The sequence below is a fragment of the Nonomuraea sp. CA-141351 genome (assembly GCF_050944675.1).
Taxonomy (GTDB): domain Bacteria; phylum Actinomycetota; class Actinomycetes; order Streptosporangiales; family Streptosporangiaceae; genus Nonomuraea.
This window is the reverse complement of sequence record NZ_CP191982.1, coordinates 8,413,175-8,439,348: the sequence shown is the minus strand read 5'-3', so window position 1 is coordinate 8,439,348 and position 26,174 is coordinate 8,413,175. Positions and strand designations below refer to the sequence as shown.

At 69.7% G+C, this 26,174-nt stretch carries 19 protein-coding genes; 18 read left to right on the top strand and 1 reads right to left on the bottom strand.

Translation table 11 applies throughout. From position 1 onward, the window contains the following. The first annotated feature begins 27 nt into the window (after window positions 1–27). The 17 genes from ACQPWU_RS39745 to ACQPWU_RS39665 all read left to right on the top strand — a co-directional run bounded on the left by ACQPWU_RS39745 (window position 28) and on the right by ACQPWU_RS39665 (window position 22,939). Entirely contained in the window at window positions 28–1,284 is a 1,257-nt protein-coding gene (locus tag ACQPWU_RS39745) for an ABC transporter substrate-binding protein (protein ID WP_433430828.1), read from the top strand. Continuing rightward, window positions 1,281–2,165, top strand: coding sequence for a carbohydrate ABC transporter permease (locus ACQPWU_RS39740; protein ID WP_433430827.1), 885 nt, complete (start codon window positions 1,281–1,283; stop codon window positions 2,163–2,165). Before ACQPWU_RS39745 ends, ACQPWU_RS39740 begins: the two co-directional genes overlap by 4 nt. Further along, window positions 2,162–2,998: a carbohydrate ABC transporter permease gene (locus tag ACQPWU_RS39735; RefSeq protein ID WP_433430826.1), complete on the top strand. Its 837-nt coding sequence runs from the start codon at window positions 2,162–2,164 to the stop codon at window positions 2,996–2,998. Before ACQPWU_RS39740 ends, ACQPWU_RS39735 begins: the two co-directional genes overlap by 4 nt. Before the next feature lie 100 nt (window positions 2,999–3,098). Further along, window positions 3,099–5,936 carry a glycosyl hydrolase family 95 catalytic domain-containing protein gene (locus tag ACQPWU_RS39730; RefSeq protein WP_433430825.1) on the top strand — a complete coding sequence of 946 codons (2,838 nt, stop codon included), beginning with the start codon at window positions 3,099–3,101 and terminating at the stop codon, window positions 5,934–5,936. Then, window positions 5,933–8,167, top strand: coding sequence for a glycosyl hydrolase family 95 catalytic domain-containing protein (locus ACQPWU_RS39725; protein WP_433430824.1), 2,235 nt, complete (start codon window positions 5,933–5,935; stop codon window positions 8,165–8,167). The genes ACQPWU_RS39730 and ACQPWU_RS39725 overlap by 4 nt, the downstream gene beginning before the upstream one ends. Window positions 8,168–8,340: 173 nt before the next feature. Further along, a complete protein-coding gene (locus ACQPWU_RS39720; protein ID WP_360697349.1) occupies window positions 8,341–8,670 on the top strand; it encodes a DUF485 domain-containing protein in 330 nt (109 codons plus the stop codon). A gap of 17 nt (window positions 8,671–8,687) precedes the next feature. Then, the gene (locus ACQPWU_RS39715) at window positions 8,688–10,307 is read left to right on the top strand and encodes a solute symporter family protein (protein WP_433445402.1); all 1,620 of its coding nucleotides are present in this window, start codon (window positions 8,688–8,690) and stop codon (window positions 10,305–10,307) included. Between the two features lie 329 nt (window positions 10,308–10,636). Next, window positions 10,637–11,506: an ABC transporter substrate-binding protein gene (locus tag ACQPWU_RS39710; RefSeq protein ID WP_433430823.1), complete on the top strand. Its 870-nt coding sequence runs from the start codon at window positions 10,637–10,639 to the stop codon at window positions 11,504–11,506. A 6-nt stretch (window positions 11,507–11,512) separates the two neighbouring features. Next, window positions 11,513–12,028 (top strand): hypothetical protein, encoded by a 516-nt coding sequence (locus tag ACQPWU_RS39705; protein WP_433430822.1) that lies wholly within the window; start codon window positions 11,513–11,515, stop codon window positions 12,026–12,028. A 49-nt stretch (window positions 12,029–12,077) separates the two neighbouring features. Beyond that, window positions 12,078–12,962: a carbohydrate ABC transporter permease gene (locus ACQPWU_RS39700; RefSeq protein WP_433430821.1), complete on the top strand. Its 885-nt coding sequence runs from the start codon at window positions 12,078–12,080 to the stop codon at window positions 12,960–12,962. Beyond that, window positions 12,959–13,786: a carbohydrate ABC transporter permease gene (locus ACQPWU_RS39695; RefSeq protein WP_433430820.1), complete on the top strand. Its 828-nt coding sequence runs from the start codon at window positions 12,959–12,961 to the stop codon at window positions 13,784–13,786. Before ACQPWU_RS39700 ends, ACQPWU_RS39695 begins: the two co-directional genes overlap by 4 nt. Window positions 13,787–13,848: 62 nt before the next feature. Then, the gene (locus tag ACQPWU_RS39690) at window positions 13,849–15,552 is read left to right on the top strand and encodes a hypothetical protein (protein ID WP_433430819.1); all 1,704 of its coding nucleotides are present in this window, start codon (window positions 13,849–13,851) and stop codon (window positions 15,550–15,552) included. 179 nt (window positions 15,553–15,731) lie between these two features. Further along, window positions 15,732–17,594, top strand: a complete 1,863-nt coding sequence (locus tag ACQPWU_RS39685) for an MBL fold metallo-hydrolase (RefSeq protein ID WP_433430818.1) — start codon at window positions 15,732–15,734, stop codon at window positions 17,592–17,594. Then, window positions 17,591–18,631: a LacI family DNA-binding transcriptional regulator gene (locus tag ACQPWU_RS39680; RefSeq protein WP_433430817.1), complete on the top strand. Its 1,041-nt coding sequence runs from the start codon at window positions 17,591–17,593 to the stop codon at window positions 18,629–18,631. Before ACQPWU_RS39685 ends, ACQPWU_RS39680 begins: the two co-directional genes overlap by 4 nt. A gap of 108 nt (window positions 18,632–18,739) precedes the next feature. Continuing rightward, window positions 18,740–19,711 (top strand): ROK family protein, encoded by a 972-nt coding sequence (locus tag ACQPWU_RS39675; RefSeq protein WP_433430816.1) that lies wholly within the window; start codon window positions 18,740–18,742, stop codon window positions 19,709–19,711. Window positions 19,712–19,772: 61 nt separating this feature from the next. Then, on the top strand, window positions 19,773–20,387 hold the full coding sequence (locus tag ACQPWU_RS39670; RefSeq protein WP_433430815.1) for a D-sedoheptulose-7-phosphate isomerase: 615 nt from the start codon (window positions 19,773–19,775) through the stop codon (window positions 20,385–20,387). Beyond that, entirely contained in the window at window positions 20,372–22,939 is a 2,568-nt protein-coding gene (locus ACQPWU_RS39665) for an alpha-mannosidase (RefSeq protein ID WP_433430814.1), read from the top strand. The genes ACQPWU_RS39670 and ACQPWU_RS39665 overlap by 16 nt, the downstream gene beginning before the upstream one ends. Window positions 22,940–23,018: 79 nt before the next feature. Here the strand turns inward: ACQPWU_RS39665 and ACQPWU_RS39660 are convergent, their stop codons facing one another. Continuing rightward, a complete protein-coding gene (locus ACQPWU_RS39660) occupies window positions 23,019–25,217 on the bottom strand; it encodes a beta-galactosidase (protein ID WP_433430813.1) in 2,199 nt (732 codons plus the stop codon). Between the two features lie 57 nt (window positions 25,218–25,274). On the opposite strand from ACQPWU_RS39660, the gene ACQPWU_RS39655 reads away from it, so the two are divergent. Beyond that, complete coding sequence (locus tag ACQPWU_RS39655; RefSeq protein WP_433430812.1) at window positions 25,275–26,165, top strand: NAD-dependent epimerase/dehydratase family protein; 891 nt, start codon at window positions 25,275–25,277, stop codon at window positions 26,163–26,165. The last annotated feature ends 9 nt before the right edge of the window (window positions 26,166–26,174 follow it).

Below are 26,174 nucleotides of genomic sequence, written 5' to 3'. Positions count from 1 at the left end.
ACAGCGCTGTCTAACGCGGGAGGCGTCATGACCAAGCCCTTCCTGGCGGCCGCCGTCGCCGCCACTCTGGTGCTCGCCGGGTGCGGCTCCGGCTCGTCGTCCTCGGGAGAGGTACGGCTCCGAATGATCGAGAGCTTGACCAGTCCCGAACGTACGAAGCTCATCAAGTCCCTGCTCAACGACTTCGAGAAGGCGAATCCCGGCATCAAGGTCGAGCTGGTCTCGCCGCCCCTGGACAGCGCCGACCAGAAGATCACCCAGATCCTGCAGACCAAGAAGGACCTGGACGTGCTGGAAGTCCGCGACCACACGGCCAAGTCCTTCTCCAACAACGGCTGGCTGGCCGAGCTGCCCACCACGCAGTGGCCCGGCTGGCCGGACCTGACCGAGCTCGCCCAGAAGAAGGCGGTCGAGGTCGGGGGCAAGGCGTACCTGATCCCGTACGGCTTCTACCAGCGCACGATCTTCTACCGTACGGACTGGGGCATGGCCCAGCCCCCGGCCACGTGGCAGGAGCTCTACGAGGCCGGCAAGAAGCTGACCTCGGGCAACCGGTACGGCTACTCGTTCAGGGGCGGCAAGGGCGGCGCGGACTACGCGGTCATGATGATCAGCGCGTACAACGGCGAAGCCCTGAATCCTGAAAAATCCTTCTATCTCAAGGACAAGCGCACCATCTTCTCCACCCCCGAGGCCGCCCAGGCCCTGGACCTCTACGTCAAGATCTTCAAAGAGACGTCCCCGCCCGACTCCGTCTCCTGGGGCTATCCCGAGATGGTCCAGGGCTTCACCTCGGGCGTCACCGGCATGCTCATCCAGGACCCCGAGGTGATCAAGACGGTCCAGGAGAGCGGCGTCACGGCCTGGTCGACGGCACCCATCCCCAAGGGCCCGTCCGGGTACGCCTTCCAGCCCGTCGGCTACGCCGGATGGGGCGCCACGTCGTTCACCAAGCACCCGAAGGAGGCGGTCAAGCTCGTGCAGTTCCTGTCGGAGGCCAAGCAGAGCATCGCCTTCGCCAAGGGCAACTCGCTCATCCCCATCTCCAAGCAGGCCCAGAGCGACCCGCAGTTCTCGCAGGGCGCGTGGAAGGCCTACCTGCAGGCCCAGCAGGACCCCAAGCAGGTGATCACGATCAGGCCGGTCGACTACCCGGGCTGGAGCCAGTTCCTCGTGGACTCCGACCGTGACGTCCAGGCCCTGATCACCGGCAAGAAGACCACGGCCGACGTGCTCAAGTCGTGGGACGCCTTCTGGACGGACCAGGCCAAGAAGGTCTCATGAGGATCTTCAGCGTCCGCAGGGCCAGGTTCATCGCGCTGTGCCTGCTGCCGGGCGTGGTGTTCGTGGCCCTGTTCACGTACTACCCGGTGATCCGCGGCGCGGTGATCGCCTTCCAGCGGTACAACCTGTTCGACATCACCTCCACACCCTTCGTCGGCCTGGAGAACTTCAGGGCCGTCTTAGGCGAGGACCGCTTCTGGACGGCGCTGCGGAACACCGGCACATGGGTGGCCGTGTCGCTGTTCTTCCAGTTCGTGCTGGGCTTCGGGCTCGCGCTGCTCCTGCGGCGGCACTTCCGCGGCAGGGGCCTCTACCAGGCATGGGTGTTCTTCCCCTGGGCCATGTCCGGGTTCCTGATCGGGCTGCTGTGGCGGTGGATGTTCAACGGGCAGTTCGGCGTGATCAACGACCTGCTGCTCAAGACCGGGATCATCGACCAGCGCATCGGCTTCCTGGCCACCCCCGGGTGGGCGATGACGTCGGTGATCGTGGCGAACATCTGGTACGGCGTCACGTTCTTCGCCATCATGATCATGGCCGCTCTGCAGTCGGTGCCCAAGGAACTGTACGAGGCGGCGTCGGTGGACGGGGCCTCGCGGCTGCGGCAGTTCTGGCACGTCACGCTGCCGCACATCCGGCCCACGCTGGCCCTGATCGTGCTGCTGCGCATCATCTGGATCCTGAACTTCCCCGACCTCATCTACTCGATGACCGGCGGCGGCCCCGCAGGCAGCACGGACATCATCACGACCTTCCTCATCCAGCAGGTCATCGGCGGCGACTACGGCCGCGGGGGCGCGGTCGGCCTGCTCATCCTCGGCCTGCTGCTGGCCTTCAGCGTCTTCTACCTGAACGCGACGAGATTCGAGAAGGCCAGATGAGACGAGTTGCGTCTGTGTCGAAGACGGGAGCCAAGGCCGTCGTGCTGACCGCCTGGCTGCTGATCACCCTCTTCCCCCTCTACTGGATCGTCGTCACCTCGCTCAAGCCCAAGCCCGAGATCTTCTCGATGCCGCTCAAGTACTGGCCGGGCAAGGTGACGTTCGAGCACTACGAGGAGCTGTTCTCCTTCGCCGACTTCGGCGCGTACCTGCTCAACAGCCTGCTCGTCTCCCTCGTCGCGGCCGCCGCGGTGACCGCGATCGGCGTGCTGGGCGGCTACACGCTGGCCCGCTTCGCCTTCCCCGGCCGGGGCGCGCTGATGCTGGCGTTCCTGGTCACGCAGATGATCCCGCTGTTCATCGCGCTCGGCCCGCTCTACCTGCTGATGTCCGACCTCGACCTGCTCAACCGGCTGGCCGGGCTCATGCTCGTGTACGTGGCCATGCTGGTGCCGTTCGCCACGATCATCATGCGGGGCTTCTACGAGCGGGTGCCGGTCGCGCTGGAGGAGGCGGCGCAGGTGGACGGGGCCTCGCGGCTGGTGGCCATGGTCCGGGTGGTGATCCCGGTCATGTTGCCGGGGATCGCGGCCACGTTCATCTTCGCGTTCGTGCAGTGCTGGAACGAACTTTTCCTGGCGATCACGTTCATCGACAGCGAGGACGCCAAGACCATCCCGGTCGCCATGAACTCCTTCATCACCCAGTACGACATCGACTGGGGATCGATGGCCGCCGCCACCGTGGTCTCGGTGCTTCCGACGCTCGTGCTGTTCGCCGCCATCCGCCGCTACATCGTCGAAGGGCTCACCGCGGGCGCCGTGAAAGGGTGATGCATCGGATGAATCTCGGCTGACATCCCTTGACTATGGTCATCTTGGGTGTCATAAAGGCCAAAGATCCGATGTCTCGTTTGAGATCTGGAGAGTCCCGATGACACCCCCCATTGATGACCCGTCCCGCCGTGCCGTGCTCGGCTCGGCCGCCGGCGGCCTGGCGCTCGCCCTCGTCCCCGCCACCGCCGCCCAGGCGGAGGCCCGACACGACTCCGGCTGGCGCCTCGAGGAGCGCGTGCCCTGGCCGGAGTTCATGCGGGGCCAGGACCTGCTCTGGGGCAGGATGCCCAGGACCTGGTACGAGGGCCCGTTCCTCGGAGACGGGCTGCTGGGCAGCATGGTCTACCAGGAGCCCGGCCAGAACAAGATCCGCTTCACCGTCCAGCACGGCCGCGTCCAGGACCACCGGCCCCAGTTCGGCAGCGGCTGGGGCACCTGCCGCCTGCCCGTCGGCCACGTCACCCTCGACCCCGTGGGCACGATCACCGCCGTCGACTGGCGGCTCAGCCTGTGGGACGCCGAGGTCACCGGCACCATCACCACGGACAAGGGCGAACTCTCCTTCTCCGCGTTCATCCACGACGAGGTCCTCGTCGCCGTGGCCGAGGCCGAAGGGGAGGAGCAGGTCCGCTGGACCTTCCATCCCGAGGACGCCGTCAGCCCCCGATCGGCCTCCGAGGCCGCGCCCAGCGGCTACACGCCCAACCCGGCCTGGACCACCGCCACCGCCGGCGACGTGCAGCAGGTGCTCCAGCCGCTCACCGGCGGGGGACAGACCGCCACCGCCTACCGCGTCAAGGGCGGGACGCTCCTGGTCGCCGTGGGCCACAGCTTCCCGTCCGCGACCGAGGCCCAGGAGACCGCGCTCGGCAAGATCCGGAACGCGCCGCCGTACGGGATCATGAAGAAGCGGCACCGGGACTGGTGGCACGACTTCTACAACAAGAGCTTCGTCTCCCTGCCCGACCAGCGGCTGCAGAGCTTCTACTGGATCCAGCTCTACAAGGTCGCCGCGGCGAGCCGGGCGGGCGGCCCGGTCATGGCCACCAGCGGCCCCTGGCTGGAGACCACCCCGTGGCCCGCCGTGTGGTGGAACCTCAACGTGCAGCTCGAGTACTGGCTCATCCACGGCTCCAACCACCTGGAGCTCGACTCGCTCACCAGCACGCTCGACCGCAACCGCGACCAGCTCGTCGCCAACGTGCCGGAGGCCTACCGGGCCGACTCGGCGGGGGTGGGGCGCAGCTCCGACATGTTCGCCAACCGGAGCGTCGGCACGCCAGGCACGGGCGCCGAGGTGGGCGACCTCACGTGGGCGCTGCACAACGTGTGGCTGACCTACCGGCACACCATGGACGACAAGCTCTTACGCGACACGGTCTTCCCGCTGCTCAGGCGGGCGATCAACTACTACCTGCACTTCCTGACCGCGGGCGCGGACGGCAGGCTGCACCTGCCCAGCACGTTGTCGCCCGAATACCCGGTCACGCCGCCCCAGGACACCAACTACGACCTGGCGCTGATCAGGTGGGGCTGCCAGACGCTGATCGAGTCGGCGGACCGGCTCGGGATCTCCGACCCGCTCAAGGCCAAGTGGCGGGAGGTGCTCGACACGCTCGTGGACTACCCGGCCGACGCGAACGGGTTCATGATCGGGGCGAGCACGCCGTACGCGCAGTCGCACCGGCACTACTCCCACCTCCTCATGGTCTACCCCCTCTACCTCGTCAACTGGGACCAGCCCGAGCACAGGGAGCTGATCGAGAAGTCGGTGGCCCACTGGCAGTCGCTGACGAGCGCGCACCGCGGCTACAGCTACACCGGCGCCGCCTCGCTCTACGCGATGATGGGCCGGGGCGACACCGCCCTGTCCTACCTGGAGCGCTTCTTCGACCCGGCCAGCCGCTACCCGTGCCAGGCCAACACCCACTACGCCGAGGCCGGCCCGGTCATCGAGACGCCGCTGTCGGGTGCCCAGTCGATCCACGACATGCTCTGTCAGAGCTGGGGCGGGATCGTCCGGGTCTTCCCCGCCATTCCCGCGTCGTGGCAGGACGTCGCCGTTCACGACTTCAGGACCCAGGGCGCGTTCCTGGTCTCGGCGGTGCGCAAGGGCGGCCGTACGTCCTTCATCCGGGTCAGGAGCCTGGCGGGGGCGCCGCTCAGGCTCAAGCACGGCCTGGACGGGCCGGTCACGGCCGTGCTCTCCGACGGGCGTGCCGCTTCGGTGAAGGACCTCGGCGAGGGCGTCGTGGAGATCGCCCTCGGCAAGGGCGGCGAGGTGCTCGTCCACACGGGCCGGAGGCCCGGCCCGGTCATCGGACCGGTGGCCGTGAGCAAGCCCGGGGACGCCTGGGGGCTGCCGCCGATCCCGCCTCCCGGGCCCACCACGCCGGTGGACCTGTCGGGCTCCTTCGACAACGACGGCGTCTCCACGCACGAGGCGATGACGGACGGCGACTTCGACGGGTCCGGCTACACGTATCCGGCCGAGGAGTTGCCGCCCGCGGGTCCGCTGAGCCACGAGGGACTGAACTTCGTCTTCCCCGCGTACGGCGACGGCGCCAAGAACAACGTCACCGGTCAGGGCCAGACGATCACCGTGCCGTCCGGGAAGTACGCCAAGGTCCGGTTGCTCGGCTCGGCCAGCTCAGGGGCCGTCACCTCCACCCTGACCGCCACGTACACCGACGGCACCACCGCCGAAGTGCCGTTCGTCATGCCCGACTGGGGCGGCCAGCCCGGGTCCGGCGCCATGGAGGTGCTCCGCTGCACCCACCGTCACAGCCGCACGGGCGCCAACTCGCTGCGGGTGGGCTTGTTCGTGGTGCAGGCGGCCCTCGACCCGGCCAAGGAGCTGCGCTCGCTGACCCTGCCCACGCTCACCCGTCCCCAGCTGCACCTGTTCGCACTTTCCCTGGAGGGACCCCGATGACCGGCATCTCACGCCGAGCGTTCGTGGCGGGCGCGGGGGCGGCCGCCGTGGCGGTGACCTCGCCCGTGGCGTGGGCCCAGGCGTCGCCCGGCGGGGACGTGCACGGCGACGTCCTGGCCGACGCCGCCATGGTGTGGCGGCGGCCGCCCTCCGGCTGGCAGGAGGGGCCGTTCCTGGGCAACGGGTTCCTCGCCGCGCACGTCTACCAGCGGGCCGGCGAGGGCAACGTGCTGCGCTTCATGCTCAACCACTCCCTCGTGCAGGACCAGCGGGGTCAGTGGGAGGCGGCGATCGGCTACTCGCGGCTGCCCATCGGCTATCTCACGCTGACGTTCGCCGGCGCGGTCACGGCCGTGGACTGGCGGCTGGACCTGGAGCACGCCGAGCTGTCGGGCACGGTGACGACCTCGCAGGGCAGCGTGCGCCTCACCGCGCTCGTGCTCAACCAGCGTGACATCCTGCTCGTGTCGCTGGAGCCCAGCGCGGGGGAGGAGGCGGCGGCCTGGGCATTCACGCCGCTGCCGTCCTCCACGACCAGGACGATCCGCCGCCCACCCGAATACACCGCCAACCCCGACCCGCTGATCGCGGACGGGCACGTCGAGCAGCCCATGCACGCGGGCGGCGGCTACACCACCGCCTGGCGCGAGCTCCGCCAGGGCGGCAAGCGCCTGCTCGCCGCCACGATCGTGTACGGCTACCCCGACTCCACCGGCGTGGACGAGGCCGTGCGCGCGGTGCGCCAGGTGCTCGACGGCAACCCGGAGGCGCAGATCCTGGTGCACCGGCACTGGTGGCGGCGCTTCTACCGGCGCAGCCTGGTCTCCATCCCGGACAAGAAGCTGCAGCGGTTCTACTGGATCCAGCTCTACAAGATGGCCTCGGCCACCCGGGAGAACGCCCCGGTGGTGACCGAGTGGGGGCCGTGGTTCCCCGAGGCGGGCAACAGCTGGACGAACATCTGGTGGAACCTGAACGTCCAGGTCGCCTATCCGCTGATCAACGGCTCGAACCACCCGGAGCTGGACGCCATCACCACCACGTTCCGGAAATATCACGAGAATCTTGAGCTCAACGTCCAGCCCGGGTACCGCGACGGGAAGTCCTGGGCGCTGTGCCATCCGGGCGACCGCATGTTGCGGCCCGGACCGCGCTACGTCGGCATCCCCGGCGTGAGTCCGAACGACCACACGGGCAACCTCACCTGGGCCATGCACAACGTCTGGCTCGCCCACCGGCACAGCATGGACACCGCGGTGCTCAAGGACGTGCTGTATCCGATCCTCACGGGGGCGATCGCGTACTACGACCGGTTCCTCGTCGAGGGCACCGACGGGAAGCTGCACCTGCCGGAGACCCGCTCGCCCGAGTACGCCAACGCCTCCGACGCCACCTACGACCTCTCGCTCATCCGCTGGGGCTGCCGGACCCTCCTCGACACCGTCGAGCGGCTGCGCGTCGACGACCCGCTCGCTCCCCGGTGGCGGGAGATCCTCGACCGGCTGACGCCGTACCACAGGAACGAGCAGGGCGTCATGATCGGGGCGGACGTGCCGCTCGCCGAGTCGCACCGGCACTACTCGCACCTGCTCTGGATCTACCCGCTGCGCGAGTCGCTCGACCGGACGAGCTTCGAGCACTGGGCGAGCATGCGCGAGCGCTGGCACGGCTACAGCTTCGCCGCCGCCTCCTCCATGGAGACGCTGTTCGGCAACCCTGAGGAGGCGCTGTCCCACCTGCGGTTCTTCATCGACGGGAACGTGGCCGACAACTGCGCCATCACGCCCAACACCATGTACAGGGAAGGCTCCAACCTCGCCATCGAGAGCCCGCTGGCCGCCGCGCAGTCGCTGCTCGACATGCTGATCCAGAGCCACGGCGGGGTGGTCGGCGTGTTCCCCGGGGTCTCGGCGACCTGGGCCGACGCCTCGGTGGAGCGGCTGCGGACGCAGGGGGCGTTCCTGGTGGACGCCTCGCGCAGCCGGGGGCGTACCGACTGGGTCAGGGTCACCAGCGAGGCGGGCGAGCCGCTGCGGCTGCGGCACGGCATCGAGGGCCCGATCGAGGTCCATGACGAGCGCGGCGGGCGGCTGCCGTACCGCGGGACGGAAACGATCGAGATCCCGCTGCGCAAGGGGGCGACCGCGGTGGTCACCCGGCGCGGCGTCAGGCCGTCGGATCCCAGGGACGTCCCGGCGAACGCGAGTGCTCCGGCATGGGGGCTCCCATAATGCGGTGAAGGGTATGAGCGACCGCTCATCGCGCTGAACGGACCTTTCGCCGCAGGCCATCACCAACTAAGCGCCGGACCTCAGCGGCTCGCCGAACAACGCCACCACGGACCTCCACGACAGGTAGGTTGCGCTCTTACGTTGGGCGTGATCCGCATCACAGTGGAGGTCTCGTGACGACTAGAGAACATGACGCATCGGTCTATGAGCAAGTGCAGGAGAGCAGTGAATTCCAGGAATTGAAACGGCGCTTCCGCGCCTGGACGTTCCCGATGACCGTGGCGTTCCTCGTGTGGTACCTGCTCTACGTGGTGCTGTCCGGATGGGCGCGCGGCTTCATGGGGATCAAGCTGCTCGGCGACATCAACGTCGGCCTCGTCTTCGGTCTGCTCCAGTTCGTCTCCACGTTCCTCATCGCGTGGGCGTACGCCAGGCATGCCGAGAAGAAGCTCGACCCGATCGCCGACAAGCTCCGCCACGAGGTTGAGGAGAAGTCCAAGTGAGCTCCACGACCCTGGGGATGGTCCTCTTCCTCACCTTCGTCGCCGGCACGCTGGCGATCACGTTCTGGGCGAGCCGCCAGACCAAGACGGCCGCCGACTACTACGCGGGTGGCCGGTCGTTCACCGGCGTGCAGAACGGGCTGGCCATCGGCGGCGACTACATGTCGGCTGCCTCCTTCCTCGGCATCGCGGGCATCATCGCGCTGTCCGGCTACGACGGGTTCCTGTACTCGATCGGGTTCCTGGTCGCCTGGCTGGTCGCGCTGCTGCTGGTGGCCGAGCTGATGCGGAACTCCGGCAAGTTCACCATGGCCGACGTGCTGGCGTTCAGGATGAGCCCGCGGCCCGTGCGCACGGCGGCCGGCGTCTCCACGATCGTGGTCAGCATCTTCTACCTGCTGGCCCAGATGGTGGGCGCGGGCGCGCTGGTCGGCCTGCTGCTCGGCATCACCAGCGAGTCCGGCAAGGCGTGGACGATCGTCGGCGTGGGCGCGCTGATGATCGTTTACGTGGTCTTCGGCGGCATGAAGGGCACCACCTGGGTGCAGATCGTCAAGGCCGTGCTGCTGATGAGCGGCGCCGCGCTGGTGACCGTGCTGGTGCTGGGCAAGTACGGCTTCAACCTGTCGTCCCTGCTCAGCCAGGCAGCCACGACCAGCGGCCCCAAGGCGAACCCCGGCAACTTCCTCATCCCCGGCCTGAAGTACGGCACGGACGCGCAGGGCCTGGCAGGCAAGATCGACCTCATCAGCCTGGGCCTCGCCCTCGTGCTCGGCACCGCGGGCCTGCCGCACATCCTCATCCGCTTCTACACCGTCCCCACCGCCAAGGACGCCCGCAAGTCCGTCCTGTGGGGCATCGGCATCATCGGCGTGTTCTACCTGCTGACCCTGGTCCTCGGCTTCGGCGCGGCGGCCCTGGTCGGCAAGGAGGCGATCGTCAAGGGCGACAAGGCGGGCAACACGGCCGCCCCGATGCTGGCCGAGAAGATCGGCCAGGAGATCTTCGGCTCGGTCGGCGGCACGATCCTGCTGGCCCTCATCGGCGCCGTCGCCTTCGCCACGATCCTCGCCGTGGTGGCCGGCCTCACGCTGGCCTCCTCCTCAAGCTTCTCCCACGACCTGTACGCGCACGTCTTCAAGCGCGGCCAGGCCAGCGAGCGGCAGGAGGTCGTGGTGGCCCGCGTGTCCGCCCTGGTCATCGGCGCCATCGCGATCGGCCTGGGGATCCTGGCCCAGGGGCAGAACGTCGCCTTCCTGGTCGCCCTGGCCTTCGCCGTCGCGGCCTCCGGCAACCTGCCGGCGATCCTCTACAGCCTGTTCTGGAAGCGGTTCAACACGACGGGCGCGGTCTCGGCCATCTACGGCGGCCTGGGGTCGGCTCTGATCCTGGTCATCTTCTCGCCCGTCGTCTCCGCGCCGGCGCCCCCGGCCGGGACCGCGGTGACGGCGCTGATCCACGGTGTGGACTTCCACTGGTTCCCGCTGAGCAACCCCGGCATCGTCTCGATCCCGCTCGGGTTCCTGTGCGGGTGGCTCGGGACGATCCTCAGCAAGGAGTACAACGCCGCGAAGTACGCCGAGATAGAGGTCCGCTCCCTCACCGGTGTCGGTGCGGAGAAGGCCACTGAGCACTGACGTCCCCTCCCTGAAGGCGCCTCCCTCCCCTCCGAAGGCGCCTTCCCCCGAAAGGGCCCGGTCTCTGAGACCGGGCCCTTTCTCTGTGCCGGGGATGGCGGGTCGCGTAAAGCGCGTGTGGGAAGGGGCTCTGGGAAAGAAGGCACGTGTTCCACACCGCTCAGCGAGGTTAACGACACTGAAACGCTGTGAAATGAGTGGTTGACGGGGTTTCAGCGGTATGGGTACGTTCTCAGATGTGTGAACGTTGCCACACTGGCCGGACGCCACGTGGCCGTCATCAGCATGCCTGATGCCCCGCTTGATCAGTGTGTGGAGGCGAAACCCCCATGAGAACCCCACTCGTCCGCTGGTCCGTCCTGTCAGTGTCCCTGGCACTGGCACTCACCTCATGTGCCAAGGGCACCGGCGGCGGGGCGTCGGCGACCCCGTCGGCGGGTCAGTTCAACCCCAGCGCCACATTCCAGGGCACCATCTCCGTCATGGGCTTCGGTGCGACGGACGAGATCGGGACGACCCGCGTCGACCTGGCCAAGAAGGCGCTCGGGGGTGCGGACATCAAGTTGATCGAGGGTGACCTGGACATCCAGCAGTTCCTCTCCTCGGTGGCCGCGGGTGACCCGCCGGACATCATCTACGCCAACCGCGACGAGATCGGCACGTTCGCCTCCCGGGGTGCCATCATCCCGCTGACCTCGTGCGTCAAGGGCGAGCAGATCGACACCTCGATGTACGACAAGGACGCGCTCAGCCAGGTGACGCTCGGCGACGAGATCTGGGCCATCCCCGAGTTCAACCAGGTCCAGATCACCATGGCCAACGGCGACCTGCTCAAGCAGGCCGGGCTGACGATCGACGACGTCAACGGCTCCAGCTGGGACAAGGTCACCGCCGCGGCCAAGAAGCTGTACAAGGCGCCGGGCGGCAAGCTCACGGTGATCGGCTACGACAGCAAGCTGCCGGAGTTCCTGCCACTGTGGGCCAAGGCCAACGGCGCCGACCTGCTGTCGGCCGACGGCAAAAAGGCGCAGCTCAACAGCCCGCAGGTGGTCAAGGCGCTGGAGTTCGCCGTCGGCATCTACGACGAGCAGGGCGGTTTCGCGAAGGTCAAGGCCCTGCGCGACTCCGCCGACTTCTTCGGCAAGGGCAACCAGTTCGCCAAGAACCAGCTGGGCGCCATGCCCATGGAGCAGTGGTAGGTCAACGTGCTCAACGACGTCTCGCCCAAGGCGCCCCTGGTGTTCGACACCTTCCGTACGCCGCAGGGCCAGCCGCTGGCCTTCTCCTCGGGCTCCTCGTGGGCGATCCCTAAGGGGTCGAAGAACGCCGCGGCCGCCTGCCGGTTCGCCAAGACCATGACGCTCGTCGGCACCTGGAAGGCCGCCGCCCAGGCGCGGCTGGACAAGCGCAAGGCGGAGGGCAAGCCGTTCACCGGCGTCCTGACCGGCAACGTCCAGGCCGACGCGGAGATCGAGAAGATGCTCACCTCGGGTGGCGCCGTCTGGGACGCCGGCGTGAAGGCCTTCTACGAGGCCGGCAAGCACACCTTCAGCCTCCCCGCCAACCCGGCCGACAAGGAGTTCAAGACGGCCTGGCAGGACGCGGTGAACCGGGTGCTCAACGGCCAGGACAAGCCGCAGCAGGCGCTCGACAAGGCGCAGCAGGACGCCCAGGTCGCCCTGGACAAGGCATGGGCCGGCTGGACGAAGCGTACGAACTGAGATGTCTCGCTCCCATTCCAGAACGCCCTTCTGGCGGACCATGCGGTGGATGGACACCCGGGCGGCCCTGCTGTTCATCAGTCCCTGGGTCATCGGGTTCCTGATCTTCACCGCGTGGCCCGTCATCAACAGCGCCTACCTGTCGCTGACCGACTACGACGTCATCAACGACCCGTCGTTCGTCGGCTTCGACAACTACAAGGCGCTCTTCGAGGACCCGAAGGTCGGGCTCGCGCTGCGGAACACGTTCCTGTTCACCGTGATGTCGGTCCCGGCCCAGCTCGTCGTCGCGCTCGCCCTGGCGCTGCTGCTCAACGGCGCCACGAAGGCCACCGGGTTCTTCCGCACGGCCTTCTACCTGCCCAAGATGACGCCGCCGGTCGCGATCGGCATCCTGCTGCTGATGCTGTTCAACGGCCAGAACGGCCTGATCAACAGCTTCCTCGGCGTCTTCGGCATCGACGGGCCCGCCTGGACCACCGATCCCGACTGGGTCAAGCCCGGCCTGGTGCTGATGAGCCTGTGGACCGTCGGCTCCTCGATCGTCATCATCCTGGCCGCGCTGCGCGGCGTGCCCCAGGAGCTGTACGACTCCGCGCTCGTCGACGGGGCCGGCTGGTGGCGGCGCACGTTGCGCATCACCGTGCCGATGATCAGCCCGACGCTGTTCTTCCTGTTCATCGTGGACAGCATCAACGCCCTGCAGTCGTTCACCGAGGCGTACACCGCCTTCTTCGGCTCGGGCAACACCACCTACAGCAACGACGCGGCCCTCTTCTACGCGATCTACCTGTTCCAGCAGGCGTTCGAGTTCCTGCACATGGGCTACGCCTCGGCCCTCGCCTGGCTGCTGTTCATCGTGATCATGGCGATCACCGGCGTGCAGATCCTGGTGACCAGGCGGTTCGTCCATTACGAAGGGGAGCGGCCGTGAGGCGGGCGAGGCAGGTCCTGACATGGGCCGCGCTCGGTGTGTTCACCGTCGCCTTCATCTACCCCTTCGTCTGGCTGCTGAGCGCCTCCTTCAAGCCGCGCAGCGACGTGTTCGACCACCGGCTGATCCCCGAGACGTTCATCTTCGACAACTACGTCAAGGTGTGGCAGGAGGCGCCGCTCGCGCTCTGGATGTTCAACACGCTGCTGGTCACGGTGCTGGCGGCGGTGACCGTCACGATCACCAGCGCGATGGTGGCGTGGGGGTTCGCCTACTTCCGCTTCCCCGGCAGGGGAGCACTGTTCGGTGTCGTGCTGGCCACGATGATGCTGCCGGGCGCGGTCACCATGATCCCGGTGTTCCTCATCTGGAACTCGCTCGGCATGGTCGGCACCCTCACCCCGCTGTGGGCCCAGAACCTGTTCGGCAGCGCCTTCTACATCTTCCTGCTGCGGCAGTTCTTCATGGGGCTGCCGCGCGAGCCGTTCGAGGCCGCCAAGATCGACGGGGCGAACAACTGGAAGATCTTCACCAAGATCGCGTTGCCGCTGTGCCGGCCCGCGATCGTGGTGACGCTGATGTTCGAGTTCCAGGCGGCCTGGACGGACCTGATGCGGCCACTGATCTACCTGCGCGACTCCTCCACGTTCACCGTGCCGCGTGGGCTGAAGGCGCTGCTCGACCAGTTCGGGTTCGGCGGTGAGTGGCACTGGGAGATCGTCATGACGGCCAGCGTGATCACCACCATTCCGATGGTCATCCTGTTCTTCCTCGGCCAGAAGCACTTCATCAAAGGCATCGCGACCACAGGGAGCAAAGGATGAGCTTTCCCGGCGGGTGCCTCAGGGGCGCGTCCGCGTACCAGATTGAGGCATTCGGGTAGATCATGCGCATCACGACCACTGACAAGGCGTACCACCTGGACGCCGGCTCCTACCGGCTGACGGTCTCGCGTACCGGCCCCAGCGCGGAGCTGGAAGGCTGGATGACGCTCAGCCTGATCGCCTCGGTCAACACCGCGGGCGGGCGCGACGAGACGTACGAGACGCTGCCGCCCGTGCTCGTGGAGCACGAGAACGAGGCGATCTTCGACTTCCCCCAGCGCTCGACCGGGTGGGAGGCGAAGACGGTCCGGCTGACCTGCACTCCCGAGACGATCGCGGTGGAGGTGCGCGTCGAGGGCCACGGCGTGATCGGCGACGTGACGCTGCTCGGCGGGCGGGCCGTGCTCAACACCCGCGCGGCGGGCACGTTCCGCACGGGGCTGCACGCGCGCGGCGTCTTCAACCCGACGCCCACCCACCCGGTGCAGGTGGTGCGGCCGGTGTCCGCGCCGGTCGCGCTCACCGTGGTCGGCGACGCCTCGCCGGGCCGCCTCCACGCGGTCTTCTCGCCGCCGCCGCTGGTCCTGGCCTTCTGCAAGGAGGAGCCGGGCGGCGCCACCGCCGTGCCCGGCGGTCCCTGGCTGGGGGCCTCGGTACGCGCGGGCATCGAGGACCTGACCTTCACCGAGCTCGGGTACGAGCCGCTGGACGGCGGGGCGCTGCTGCGCTTCGACTACGAGTGCCACACCTCGGTGAGCGGGACCTGGCGGTCCCCGGCCGTCGTGTTCCGGGCCGCGTCGTCGCCGTGGGAGGCGATCTCGCACCACCGGGAGGACCTCGTGGCGCACGGCCTGGCCGCGTCCGCCGGCGAGCGGCACGACTGGTGGAGCAGGCCGGTCTTCTGCGGCTGGGGCGCGCAGTGCGCCAGGGCCGACGGCGTCTCGCCGACCGAGCTGTCCCGGCAGGAGCTCTACGACGGGTGGCTGTCCAGGCTGGAGGAGCACGGCATCGTGCCCGGGACCATCGTGATCGACGACCGATGGCAGCTCGCGTACGGCGACCCGGCGCCCGATCCGGCGAAGTGGCCCGCATTAGGAGAGTGGATCGCCGCCAAGCACGCGCGCGGGCAGCGCGTGCTGCTGTGGTGGCGGGCGTGGGCGCCCGACGGGCTGCCCGCCGAGGAGTGCGTGACGGACGCGGGCGGTCGTCCCGTGGCCGCCGACCCCTCGAACCCGGCCTACCGGCGCAGGATCCGTACGATCATGGACAGGCTGCTCGGCGACCTCGGCGCCGACGGATTCAAGATCGACTTCACGCAGTGGTTCCCCAGCGGGTCGCACCTGAAGTCGTACGGGACCACCTGGGGGCTCTCCCTCCTGCACGAACTGCTCAGGACCATGTACGAGGCCGCCAAGAGCGCCAAGCCGGACGCCCTCATGATCACGCACACCCCGCATCCCGCTTTCGGCGACGTCAGCGACATGATCCGGCTCAACGACGTGCTCGAGTTCGATCCCCACGGCGACCCCGTCCCCGCCGTCGACCAGCTCCGCTTCCGCCACGCCGTGGCCACCCGCGCCATGCCCGGACACCTGATCGACACCGACCAGTGGCCGATGCCCAGCAGGACGGACTGGCTCGCGTACGCCGAGGCACAGCCCGCACTCGGCGTGCCCGCCCTGTACTACGTCGAGTCCATCGACAACTCGGGCGAGCAGATCACCAGCGAGGACCTCCACCTCGTGGCGAAATGGTGGCAGATGTGAGGCAAGCCGAGGTGTCCGTGTATGGGGCGACGTCGGCAGGCGTGTACGCGGCACGCCTCGCCTCGTGCGCGGGCGAGCGCCCCCGAAGCGCGGGGCCGGCCGATGGTGGACCTTTCGGATAAGGAACTATCCAGTCCAGGCATCCATTGTGGGAACGATGCCGGATAGAATCGCGCCTTGTGAGTAAGGATGTCACCGAAGTTGTCCCCGGTGTGTTTCGCGTAGAGGACACCTGCAATGTCTACGTCATCGCCGCTCCTGCCGAAGGAGCGGAACGCACCGGGATCGCCATCGACTTCGGTTCGGGTCGCGCGCTGGACCTCCTCGACGAGCTCGGCCTCGACCGCCTCACCGACGTCCTGATGACGCACCACCACCGCGACCAGGCCCAGGGCCTGCGAAGGGCGGTCGGTGAAGGCGTCAGGGTGCACGTGCCGCCCGTCGAGCGCGACCTGTTCGAGCGGGTCGACGAGATGTGGGCGGGCCGGCAGATCAGCAACGACTACGACCTGCGCGACGACCGGTTCTCGCTGCTCGACCCCGTGCCCGTCGACGGCGTCGTGCCCGAATACCGGACGGCGGGTTACGGAGGGATCGACGTACGGGTCCTGCCCACCCCAGGGCACACCCCCGGATCCGTGACGTACATCGTCGGGAAGGTCGCGTTCACCGGTGATCTGATCTACGCCCCGGGCAAGGTGTGGTCGCTGGCCGCCACCCAGTGGTCGTACACCGAGAACGAGGGCCCCGCCATGGTCGTCCTGAGCTCCGAGCTGCTCCAGCGGGAGGAGCTCGAGGTGTTACTGCCGTCGCACGGCGAGCCGATGACCGACCCCCGAGACGCCCTGAAGCAGCTCTCCACCGCCATGCAGCGGTACGTCAACTTCCGCCGCCCCAACCCCCACCCCTGGGACCTCCAAGGCCTTCTGGCCAACCCGTTCGTCCAGGTGACGCCCCACCTGCTCATGAACAAGAGCAGCCAGTCCCACAGCTACGTCCTGCTGTCGGAGTCGGGCGCCGCCATGGTGTTCGACTTCGGGTACGACATGTCCACCGGTCTGGTGCACAACACCTCCCGCGCGGCCCGCCGCCCCTGGCTCGCCTCCATGCCCGCGCTGCGCGAGCACTACGGCGTCACGAGCGTCGAGGCCGCCCTGCCCACCCACTACCACGACGACCACGTCGCGGGCATGCCGCTGCTGCGCGACGTCGAGGGCACCGAGATCTGGGCGCCTTCCCACATCGCCCCCATCCTGGCCACGCCGCTCCACCACGACCTGCCGTGCCAGTGGTTCGAGCCCATCCCCGCCGACCGGGTGCTCGAGCTGGGGGAGACGGTGCGCTGGCGCGAGTACGAGATCACCGTGCACGACCTGCCGGGGCACACGTTGTTCGCGGCGGCGTACGAGTTCGAGGTGGACGGGAACCGGGTGCTCGTCACCGGTGACCAGCAGGACGGGATGGGCACCACGGACGCCAGTGAGTTGGCACGCCAAGAGATCCTGAATTTTCAGTACAAGAACCGGTTCCAGATCGAGGACTACCGGAAGAGCGCCGCGCTCTACCGGCGCCTGCGCCCCGACCTGATGGTCAGCGGCCACTGGCGGCCCCGCTGGGTGGACGACGACTACCTGCACATGATGACCGAACGCGGCGAGGAACTGGTCGCCCTCCACCACGACCTGCTCCCGCTCGACCGTCTCGACCTGGGGGCCGACGGGGTGCTGTGCCGCCTTACCCCGTACTACGCGAGCGTCCCCGCGGGCGGCGAGTTCACGCTGACGGCCACCGTGCGCAACCCTTTCCCGGACAAGATGGTGGCCACCATCGAGCCGGTCCTTCCGCCGGGCTGGCGCCGCGAACAGGGGTCCGTGACGCTAAGGCTCCCTGGAGGGGGTATGGAGCAGGTACATCTCCGTATCGGCGCAGACGTCGTGCCGCGACGCCGCGTTCGCCTCGCAGTCGACTTGACCATCGGCGATCTGCGCCTCGGGCAGCACGCCGAGGCGCTGGTCGACGTGGTCGGGGAAGGGATTCGATGACCATAGAGCGGCGCACCCCCCTCAGCCGTTCCAGGCGGCCCACGATCAAGGACGTGGCGGAGGCCGCCGGAGTCTCGCGCTCCACCGTCTCGCGGGCGCTGACCGGGCGCGGGTACGCCGCCAGCGACGTACGCGAGCGCGTGCTGCGGGCGGCGGCCGAGCTCGGCTACGTGCCCGACGTGATGGCCCGCACGCTCAAACAGCAGGTGAGCAGGTCGGTCGGCGTCCTGGTGAGCGACTTGCGCAACCCGTTCTACGCGGAGCTGGCCGCGGGGGCGAGCAGGGAGGCCCGCGAGCGCGGCTACACGATGGTGCTGGCGGACACGAGCCTGTCGGCCCAGGCGGAGAGCGAGGCCGCCGAGGCGCTGGTCGCGCTCAGGGTGGCCGGGGTGATCGTGACACCCAACTCCTCGGCCGTCTCCACCTACCTCGGCTCCCACGGCATCCCGGTCGTCGAGGTGGACCGGCAGTTCGCGGCCGGCTCGACCGACGGCGTCGTGGTCGGCAACCGCGTGGGCGCCCGCACCGCCACGGCCCACCTGATCGAGCTGGGCCATCGCAGGATCGCGCTGTTCATCGACGAGACCGACTGGACCACCGGCTACGAGCGCTGCCAGGGCTATCTGGAGGCGCTGGGCGCGGCCGGCATCAAGGTCGATCGCGATCTGGTCGTCTCGTCGGGCTGGGACGTCGCCGACTCGCGGCGCAGGGCCCTCGACATGCTGTCCGGGCCCGACCGGCCCACCGCCGTCTTCGCCGCCAACAACGTGCTCGCCGAGGGCGTCTGGCGGGCGATCGGCGAGCTGCGGCTGCGGACGCCCGGCGACATCAGCCTCGTGGCCTTCGACGACGCACCGTGGATGAGCATGGTCTCGCCCCAGGTCAGCGCCGTCTCTCAGGACACGTTCAATTTGGGCGCGACCGCCGTGCGCAGACTGGACGAGCGGATCGAGATGCCGGACACCGACTCGGTCACCACTGTGCTGGGAGTGCGGCTCGTCACCCGCGAATCCACCGCACCGCCCCCCGTAATCTGACATTTCCCCCATCGGGCGCGTTGACCCATGGGGAAAGGTCGTCCTAGGATCCGATGTGGGAACGATGTCACAATCCTTTACGCGGCGCTCGTTCCCGTCGGAGGCCCAATGGAGCATGATGTTCCCCCCGTTCTGTCGCTGGACATCGGCGGCACCAAGCTCGCCGCGGGTGTCGTCACAGGCGACGGCCTGATCCACGGCTGGCAGGTCACCCCCACCCGCAGGGAGGAGGGGCCGCGGCCGGTCCTGGCCAGGCTGTTCGACCTGGGCAGGAAGGCCATGGCCGAGGCCGGGCTGCCCGAGGTGGCGGCCGTCGGCATCTCCTGCGGGGGGCCGCTGGACACCGCGACCGGCGTGCTGGAGTGCCCGCCGCACCTGCCCGGGTGGATCGACGTCCCGGTGGGCCCGATGGCGGCGGAGGCGTTCGGTGTGCCATGGGCGCTCGAGAACGATGCCACGGCCGCTGCCCTCGGCGAGTTCCGGTACGGCGCGGGCCGCGGCACCAGCACGATGCTCTACCTCACGATCTCGACGGGCGTCGGCGGCGGGTCCGTCATCGGCGGCCGCCTGCACCGGGGCGCGGCCGGCAACGGCGGCGAGCTGGGGCACGTCATGGTGCGGCCGGGCGGGCGCAGATGCTCGTGCGGCCGCCTGGGCTGCCTGGAGGCGTACGCGTCCGGCACCGCCATCGCCGAGCGCGCCCGCGAGGCCCTCGCCGCCGGTCGCGCCTCCTCCTTGTCCGCGATCGAGCTGCCCACGGCGGAGGACGTCTCCCGCGCGGCCGAGGCCGGGGACGCGCTCGCGACCGAGGTGTGGAACGAGACCACATGGGCGCTCGGCATCGCGATCACAGACCTGGTGAACGCGTTCGAGCCGGAGCTCGTCGTCCTCGGCGGGGGTGTCACCCGCTCCGGCGTCCGGCTCCTCGACCCCGTCCGCGTCGCCGTCGCCCGTGACGCCATGCCTCCCGCCGCCCGCACCGCACGCATCGAGCTGTCCCTGCTCGGCGCGGGCGTCGGCGTCGTGGGCGCCGGCGCCGTGGCCCATGACCTTCTTGCCTCAGGGAAGTCCCATGCCTGACCCGGCTCCCTTGCCCTCACCCGCATCCCGATCGGACGGGCTCGCGTCGCTTCCGGACCCGGTGGATGCGCTTGAAGAGGCGGGCACCACGGCGGGTCCGGGGGCGGGGCTGGCGTCCGTGCTGGCCGAGCACGTCGAGGCCCACGTCGCCGCCGCCCAGGGCCTCGCGCGGCTGCTGCCCGCCGTGGAGGCCGCCGCCGACCTGCTCATAGAGGCGTTCACCCGCGGCGGCACCCTCTACACGCTCGGCAACGGCGGCAGCGCGGCCGACGCGCAGCACCTCACCGGCGAGCTGGTCGGCCACTACAAGCGCGACCGCCGCCCGCTGCCCGCCGTGACCCTCACGACCGACGCCACGGTCATGACGTGCATCGCCAACGACTACTCCTACGAGGACGTCTTCGCCAGACAGGTCCGGGCCCTGGCCCGCCCGGGCGACGTCGTTGCCGCGTTCACCACCAGCGGCAACTCCCCGAACGTGGTCAGCGCCCTGGAAGCCGCACAGACCAATGGCGCGGTCACGGTACTGTTCGGCGGCGGCGACGGTGGCGCGGCGGCCAAGTTCGCCGACCGCCTCCTCCTAGTCCCCTCCTCCGAGACCCCGCGCATCCAGGAGATCCACACACTGATGCTGCACATGATCAGCGAGAAGGTCGACGCATGGGCGGCCGCATGACCAGGCCCGGCTCAAGCGCCCCCATGTCGAACGCCCCCTCGGGCAGCCAGCCCCGCGATCTCCCCAGAGCGCCGAGGCCGGTGGCCACCCCCGGCCGCACCCTGCACATGATCGGGAACGCGCACCTCGACCCGGTGTGGCTGTGGCCGTGGCAGGAGGGCTACCAGGAGGCGCGGGCGACGTTCTGGTCGGCGATCCACCGCATGGACGAGTACCCCGACTTCGTCTTCACCTGCGACCAGGTCGTCCTGCTGTCGTGGGTCGAGGAGTCGGACCCCGAGCTGTTCGCCAGGATTCGGGAGAAGGTCGCCGAGGGCCGGTGGGTCAACGTCGGCGGCTGGTGGGTGGAGCCCGACTGCAACATGCCGTCGGGGGAGTCGTTCGTACGTCAGGGCCTGTACGGCCAGCGCTACCTGAAGGAGAAGTTCGGGGTCACGGCCACGGTAGGCATGAACGTCGACCCGTTCGGCCACAACGCCATGCTGCCCGCGATCCTGCGCGGCCAGGGCATGGACTCCTACTGCTTCCTGCGCCCGGGACCGCACGAGAGCGAGTTGCCCGGCACGATGTTCTGGTGGGAGAGCCGCGACGGCAGCCGGGTGCTGGCGTACCGGATCCCGTTCGAGTACTGCAGCCCGCCCGGCGAGGTCGCGGGTCAGACCGAGAAGGCGCTCGGCCAGCTCGACCGCTCGCTCGGCGACCTGATGATCTTCTACGGCGTGGGCAACCACGGAGGCGGCCCCACCAAGGCGAACATCGAGTCCATCCACCGCTACGACAGGATGGGCACGTTCGGCGAGCTGACGATGTCCTCGCCGCGCCGATACTTCGACGAGGTGGCCAAGCGCCTGGGCGAGCAGGGCCTGGCCGAGCTGCCGGTGTGGCGCGACGACCTGCAGCACCACGCGGCCGGCTGTTACTCCTCGCACTCCGGGATCAAGGCGTGGCAGCGCAGGGCGCAGGCGGCGGTGCTGTCGGCCGAGCGCTGGGCCGCCGTCGCGGGCCACGACGTACGTGAGGAGCTGGAGCGGGCCTGGAAGCAGGTGCTGTTCAACCAGTTCCACGACGTGCTGCCCGGCTCGGCCATCGAGCCCGCCTACGACGACGCCCGCGACCAGCTCGGCGAGGCGGTCGCGATCTCCAAGCGGATCATCACCAGGGCGCACAACGTGATCGCCCGCGACATCGACGTGCCCGAGGAGGCCGGCACGCAGCCGGTGGTGGTCTTCAACCCGCACCCGTGGCCGGTCACGACCCGGGTCGAGATGCAGTACGGCCTCGCGCCCACCGGCGTGCGGGTGGTGGACGCCGACGGCGCGGACGTGCCCTGCCAGCGCACCCAGTCGGTCGCCACCACGGACGACAAGGGGCGCGGCGCCACCGTGTTCCAGGCGGAGCTGCCGGCCCTGGGCTACCGCCTCTACCGGCTGCGCCAGGGCACGTCGCCGTACACCAGCGGCCTGACAGCGTCCGAGCACCACATCGAGAACGACGTCCTCCGACTGGAGATCGACCCCCGGACGGGCTGGCTGTCCGGCCTGCTCGACAAGCGCACCGGCGTCGACCTCGTGGCCGGGGCGGCGGGCGAGCACACGCAGATCTGCCAGGACCCGACCGACACGTGGGGACACCGCGTCGTGTCCTACGACTGGCCCGGCGAGGCGATGACGACGACCCGCATCGTGCTGCGCGAGAGCGGGCCGCTGCGGGCCCGCATCCGCGTCGAGCGCGAGTGGGGCCGCTCCACGATGGCCGAGGAGTTCATCCTGGGCGTCGGGGACGACGCGGTGGAGGTGCGGGTCACGCTCGACTGGCGCGAGCAGGCGCACCTGATGAAGCTGCGCTTCCCGGTCGCGGTGGAGGACCCCGTGGCCACCTACGAGATCCCGTTCGGGCACCTGACCAGGCCGATCGACGGGGCGGAAGAGCCCGCGCAGTCGTGGGTGGACCTGTCGGGCACCGGTGCGGGGCTGGCCGTCGTGAACAACGCCAAGCACGGCTACGACGTCTCCCCTCCGGCCCCGGGCCGCGGCCACAGCATCGGCCTCACCGCCGTGCGCAGCCCGGTCTACGCCTGGCACGACCCGCGCCTGCTCGACCCGGACGGCTACTACTCGTACCAGGACCAGGGGGCGCAGCGGTTCACGTACCTGCTGGTGCCGCACGCGGGAGACTGGCGCGCTGCCGGGCTCACCCGGCGGGCCGCGCTGCTCGGCTCCCCGGTACGCGCGATGCTGGAGAGCTTCCACGACGGCCCGCTCCCGGCGGCGCGCGGCTACCTGGACGACGGCGGCGGCCAGGTCATGGTGACCGCGGTCAAGCCGCACGAGGACGCGCCGCGCGACCTGGTGGTCAGGGCCGTCGAGACCACGGGCCGGGCCGCCCTGGCGACCTTCGACGTCCCGCTGGCCCGGATCAGGCTCACGGCGGACTTCGGGCCGGGCCAGATCCGTACGTTCCGGATCCCGCTCGACGATCCGCTCTCCACGGTGGAGACGGACCTGGTCGAGTTCGGCGCCCGCAAGGGCGCGTGCACGGTGGAAGCGTGGTGATCCCCGGCTGCGGCGAGCCGGCCCTGAAGATCCGGTACGAGGGCGCGGAGCCCGCGACCTCCTGCCCGGAAAGATCCGCCTACTCGCGGAAGGCGTCAAGCGGGTGCGCGCGGTGGTCGATCACGGTGGCGTCGAGGATGCGCGCGCCTTCGGACCCTCTCGCGGCCTCGGGCAGCCACACCGGTGTATCCGGTGTAAGCGGATAAATCATGACCTCGACCGTCTCGATGCCGCCGGAGATGTCGATGTCCCAGGGGGCGCCGTTCCAGTAGAGGTCCTCCGTGCGGTCGCCGACCCTGGCCACCGCCACGTCGCCGACCAGGTCGAGGCGGAGCAGCGTGCGCTCGCCGCCCGGGGGCACGGTGATCGTGTAGCGGGCCGCGTGGGCGGCCAGCGTCTCCGGGCCGGGCGCGGAGGCGCGGCCCGGGACGGTGATCGGGCGGGCCGGCGGTGGCGTGGCCTCGGCCGTACACACGATCTTCACCGGGGCGGGGGCCGTCGGATGGTCGAGGTCGTGGCGCTCGAAGGCGCCGTCCTTGAGGATCTCGACGGTGGCGGGGCCGGTGGTGACGGCGGTCAGCACGCCGTCGGCCTCGACGATGTCGGCGTCGGAGATGACGAGCCGGCCGCCGGGCGTCCAGGCGCGCCGGGCGTCGGCCGCGTCGAGCACCAGCAGGCGCAGCCGGGCCCCGTCCGGGGTCTCGACGGTGAGCGGCTCGCGGCTCGCGGGCAGGTCCTCCAGGATCACCTCGCCGTCCCGGTCCAGGGCCGGGTGGCCGGTGACGGACGTGCCGGCGGGCAGGGAGAGGTGGGCGGGGATCCCGTCCGTTCTCGTCAGGACCAGCACGGAACCCTCCAGCAGCGTCAGGACGCCGAGGGTGGCCCAGTTGATAGTGACCCCGTGGACGTCGAGATTGACCGGCCAGCAGAAGAACGCGCCGCCCGGGATGTCCACCGGGCGGTGCGGGAAGCGGACGCGGGCCCCGTCGTGGGCCCTGCCGAGCTCGACGTCGAAGCGCACGTCCCGGTGCGCCGGCAGCGGCTCGTACGGCTGGTGGTTGTTGACGAACACGAACCCGCTGCGCCCGTCCGAGCGCAGGGACCACCGGAGCGACGCCTGGCCGGGGATGGTGGCGTTCATGGCGGCCAGGCGGTCGCCGAACGCGGCCAGGAAGGCGTGCTGGTTGCGCAGCAGGTGGAAGCTGTCGCGGGTCTGCAGGTGGGCCCCGATGGGGGCGTGGAAGTCGTAGTTGTACTCCGGCAGGTCGTTGGGGTAGCCGGTGGCGTGCGACTCCTGCAGGCCGGGGCGCGGGTTGGTGCCTCCGGCGTACATGTAGTAGCCCTGCCAGGCCGAGCCGCTGCCCAGCTTGGTCAGCGCCAGCGCGGCGATGTCCGCCCCTTCGAGCAGGGGGCGGCGGTGGTACGCGGTGGCCATGCCGCCGCCCAGCTCGCACGTCGCCGCCGGGAAGTCCGGGTGCTTCGCGCCGCTTGCCCGGTCGCCGGCCAGGTCCTTGCCGATGCCGGGGTCGTCCCACTGGTGGGAGAAGCGGAAGTGGGCGCGGAAGGAGTCGTCCCAGCCGTCGGCCGTGTCCACCCAGAAGCCGTCCGCGTAGCCGCCGTACAGGGGGAAGACGTCGCCGACGGGCACGTCGGCGCTGCCCCAGGCGGTGGCCGTCCACAGCGGGGCGTGCAGGCCGGACTCGCGGGCGATCCGCTTCAGGGTGACGATGTGGGCCGGCTGGTCGTACAGCTCGTTCTCGAGCTGGATGCCGATGATCGGTCCGTCAGGGCCGCACAATGGGCCGAGCTCCCTCCCGAGGTGGCCGAACCAGGCCCGCACCTGCTCCAGGTACGCCGGGTCGTCGCGGCGGGCCGGTGCGACCCAGTCGGGCAGGCCGCCGTTGCGGACCTCGCCGTGGCACCAGGGGCCGACGCGCACGATCATCTCGAGGCCCTCCCGCCGGCAGAGGCCGGCGAACGCGGCCACGTCCAGCCCGCCGCCGAAAACCGGCTCGCGGTCCTCGCGTTCCTGGTGGTGGATCCAGAAGACGTACGTGGACACGACGTTCACCCCGCCCGCCCTCACCAGGCGCAGGGCGTCCTGCCAGCGCTCGCGCGGCACCCGGCTGAAGTGCAGCTCGCCCGTCACGGGGATCCACCGGCGGCCGTCACGCCAGAGGGAGCGGTTGGTGAGGGCCAGTCCGGGCCGGGGATCCTCGGTGCCGGCCATGGCGGGCCGGGTCTCCGGCAGGTCCCAGGGGGTGTGTCGTACGGGCATCCGACCATTGTCCACACCGGCCGGGGGAGCGGAGGGAGGGGGTCATAGCCTCGCAATATGAGGGTATTCATCACCGGCGGCACCGGGGCGGCCGGTCGTCACGCGGTCCCGGCACTGCTCGCCGCAGGGCATGAGGTCACCGCGCTCGCCCGCACGCCCGAGAAGGCGGCCGGGCTCGAGGGCCAGGGTGCGACCCCCGCCATGGTGTCGCTGTTCGACCGGGAGGAGCTGGCCTCGGCGTTCGCCGGTCACGACGCGGTGGTCAACCTGGCGACCGCGATCCCGCCGATGTCCAAGTTCATGAGCGAACGGGCGTTGCGCGACAACCACCGCGTCCGGGCCGAGGGATCGGCCGCCGTCGTGGACGCTGCGCGCGCCGCCGGCGTCGGGCGGATGGTGCAGGAGTCGGTCTGCCTGCTCTACCGCGACCAGGGCGCGCGCTGGATCGACGAGGACGCCCCCGTGGACGACTTCCCGATGGCCCGGGGGAATTTCGCGGCCGAGTCGAGCGCCCATCGGTCCCCGTGCGGCGTGGTCCTGCGCTTCGGCTGGTTCTACGGGCCGGGCGCCGCGCACAGCGAGCAGCTGTTCGCCCAGGCCCGGCGCCACGTCGGCATGGTGCTCGGCCGGCCGGACGGCTTCCTGTCCTCCATCCACATGGCCGACGCCGCCACCGCGGTGGTCGCGGCGCTCGGGGCCGACGCGGGCACGTACAACGTCGTGGACGACGAGCCGCTGACCAAGCGCGGGTACGCCGACGCGCTCGCCCGCGCCGCCGGCGCCCGCATGTGGCTGCGCGGTCCCGGCCGGGCCGCCCTGCTCCTCGGCGACCGCCTCACCTCTCTCACGCGCTCCCTCCGTGTCAGCAACGCCCGCTTCCGCGCGGCCACCGGCTGGGCGCCGCGTTACCCCAGCGCTCGGGAGGGCTGGCTGGCGTTTACATCCTGAATATACTTA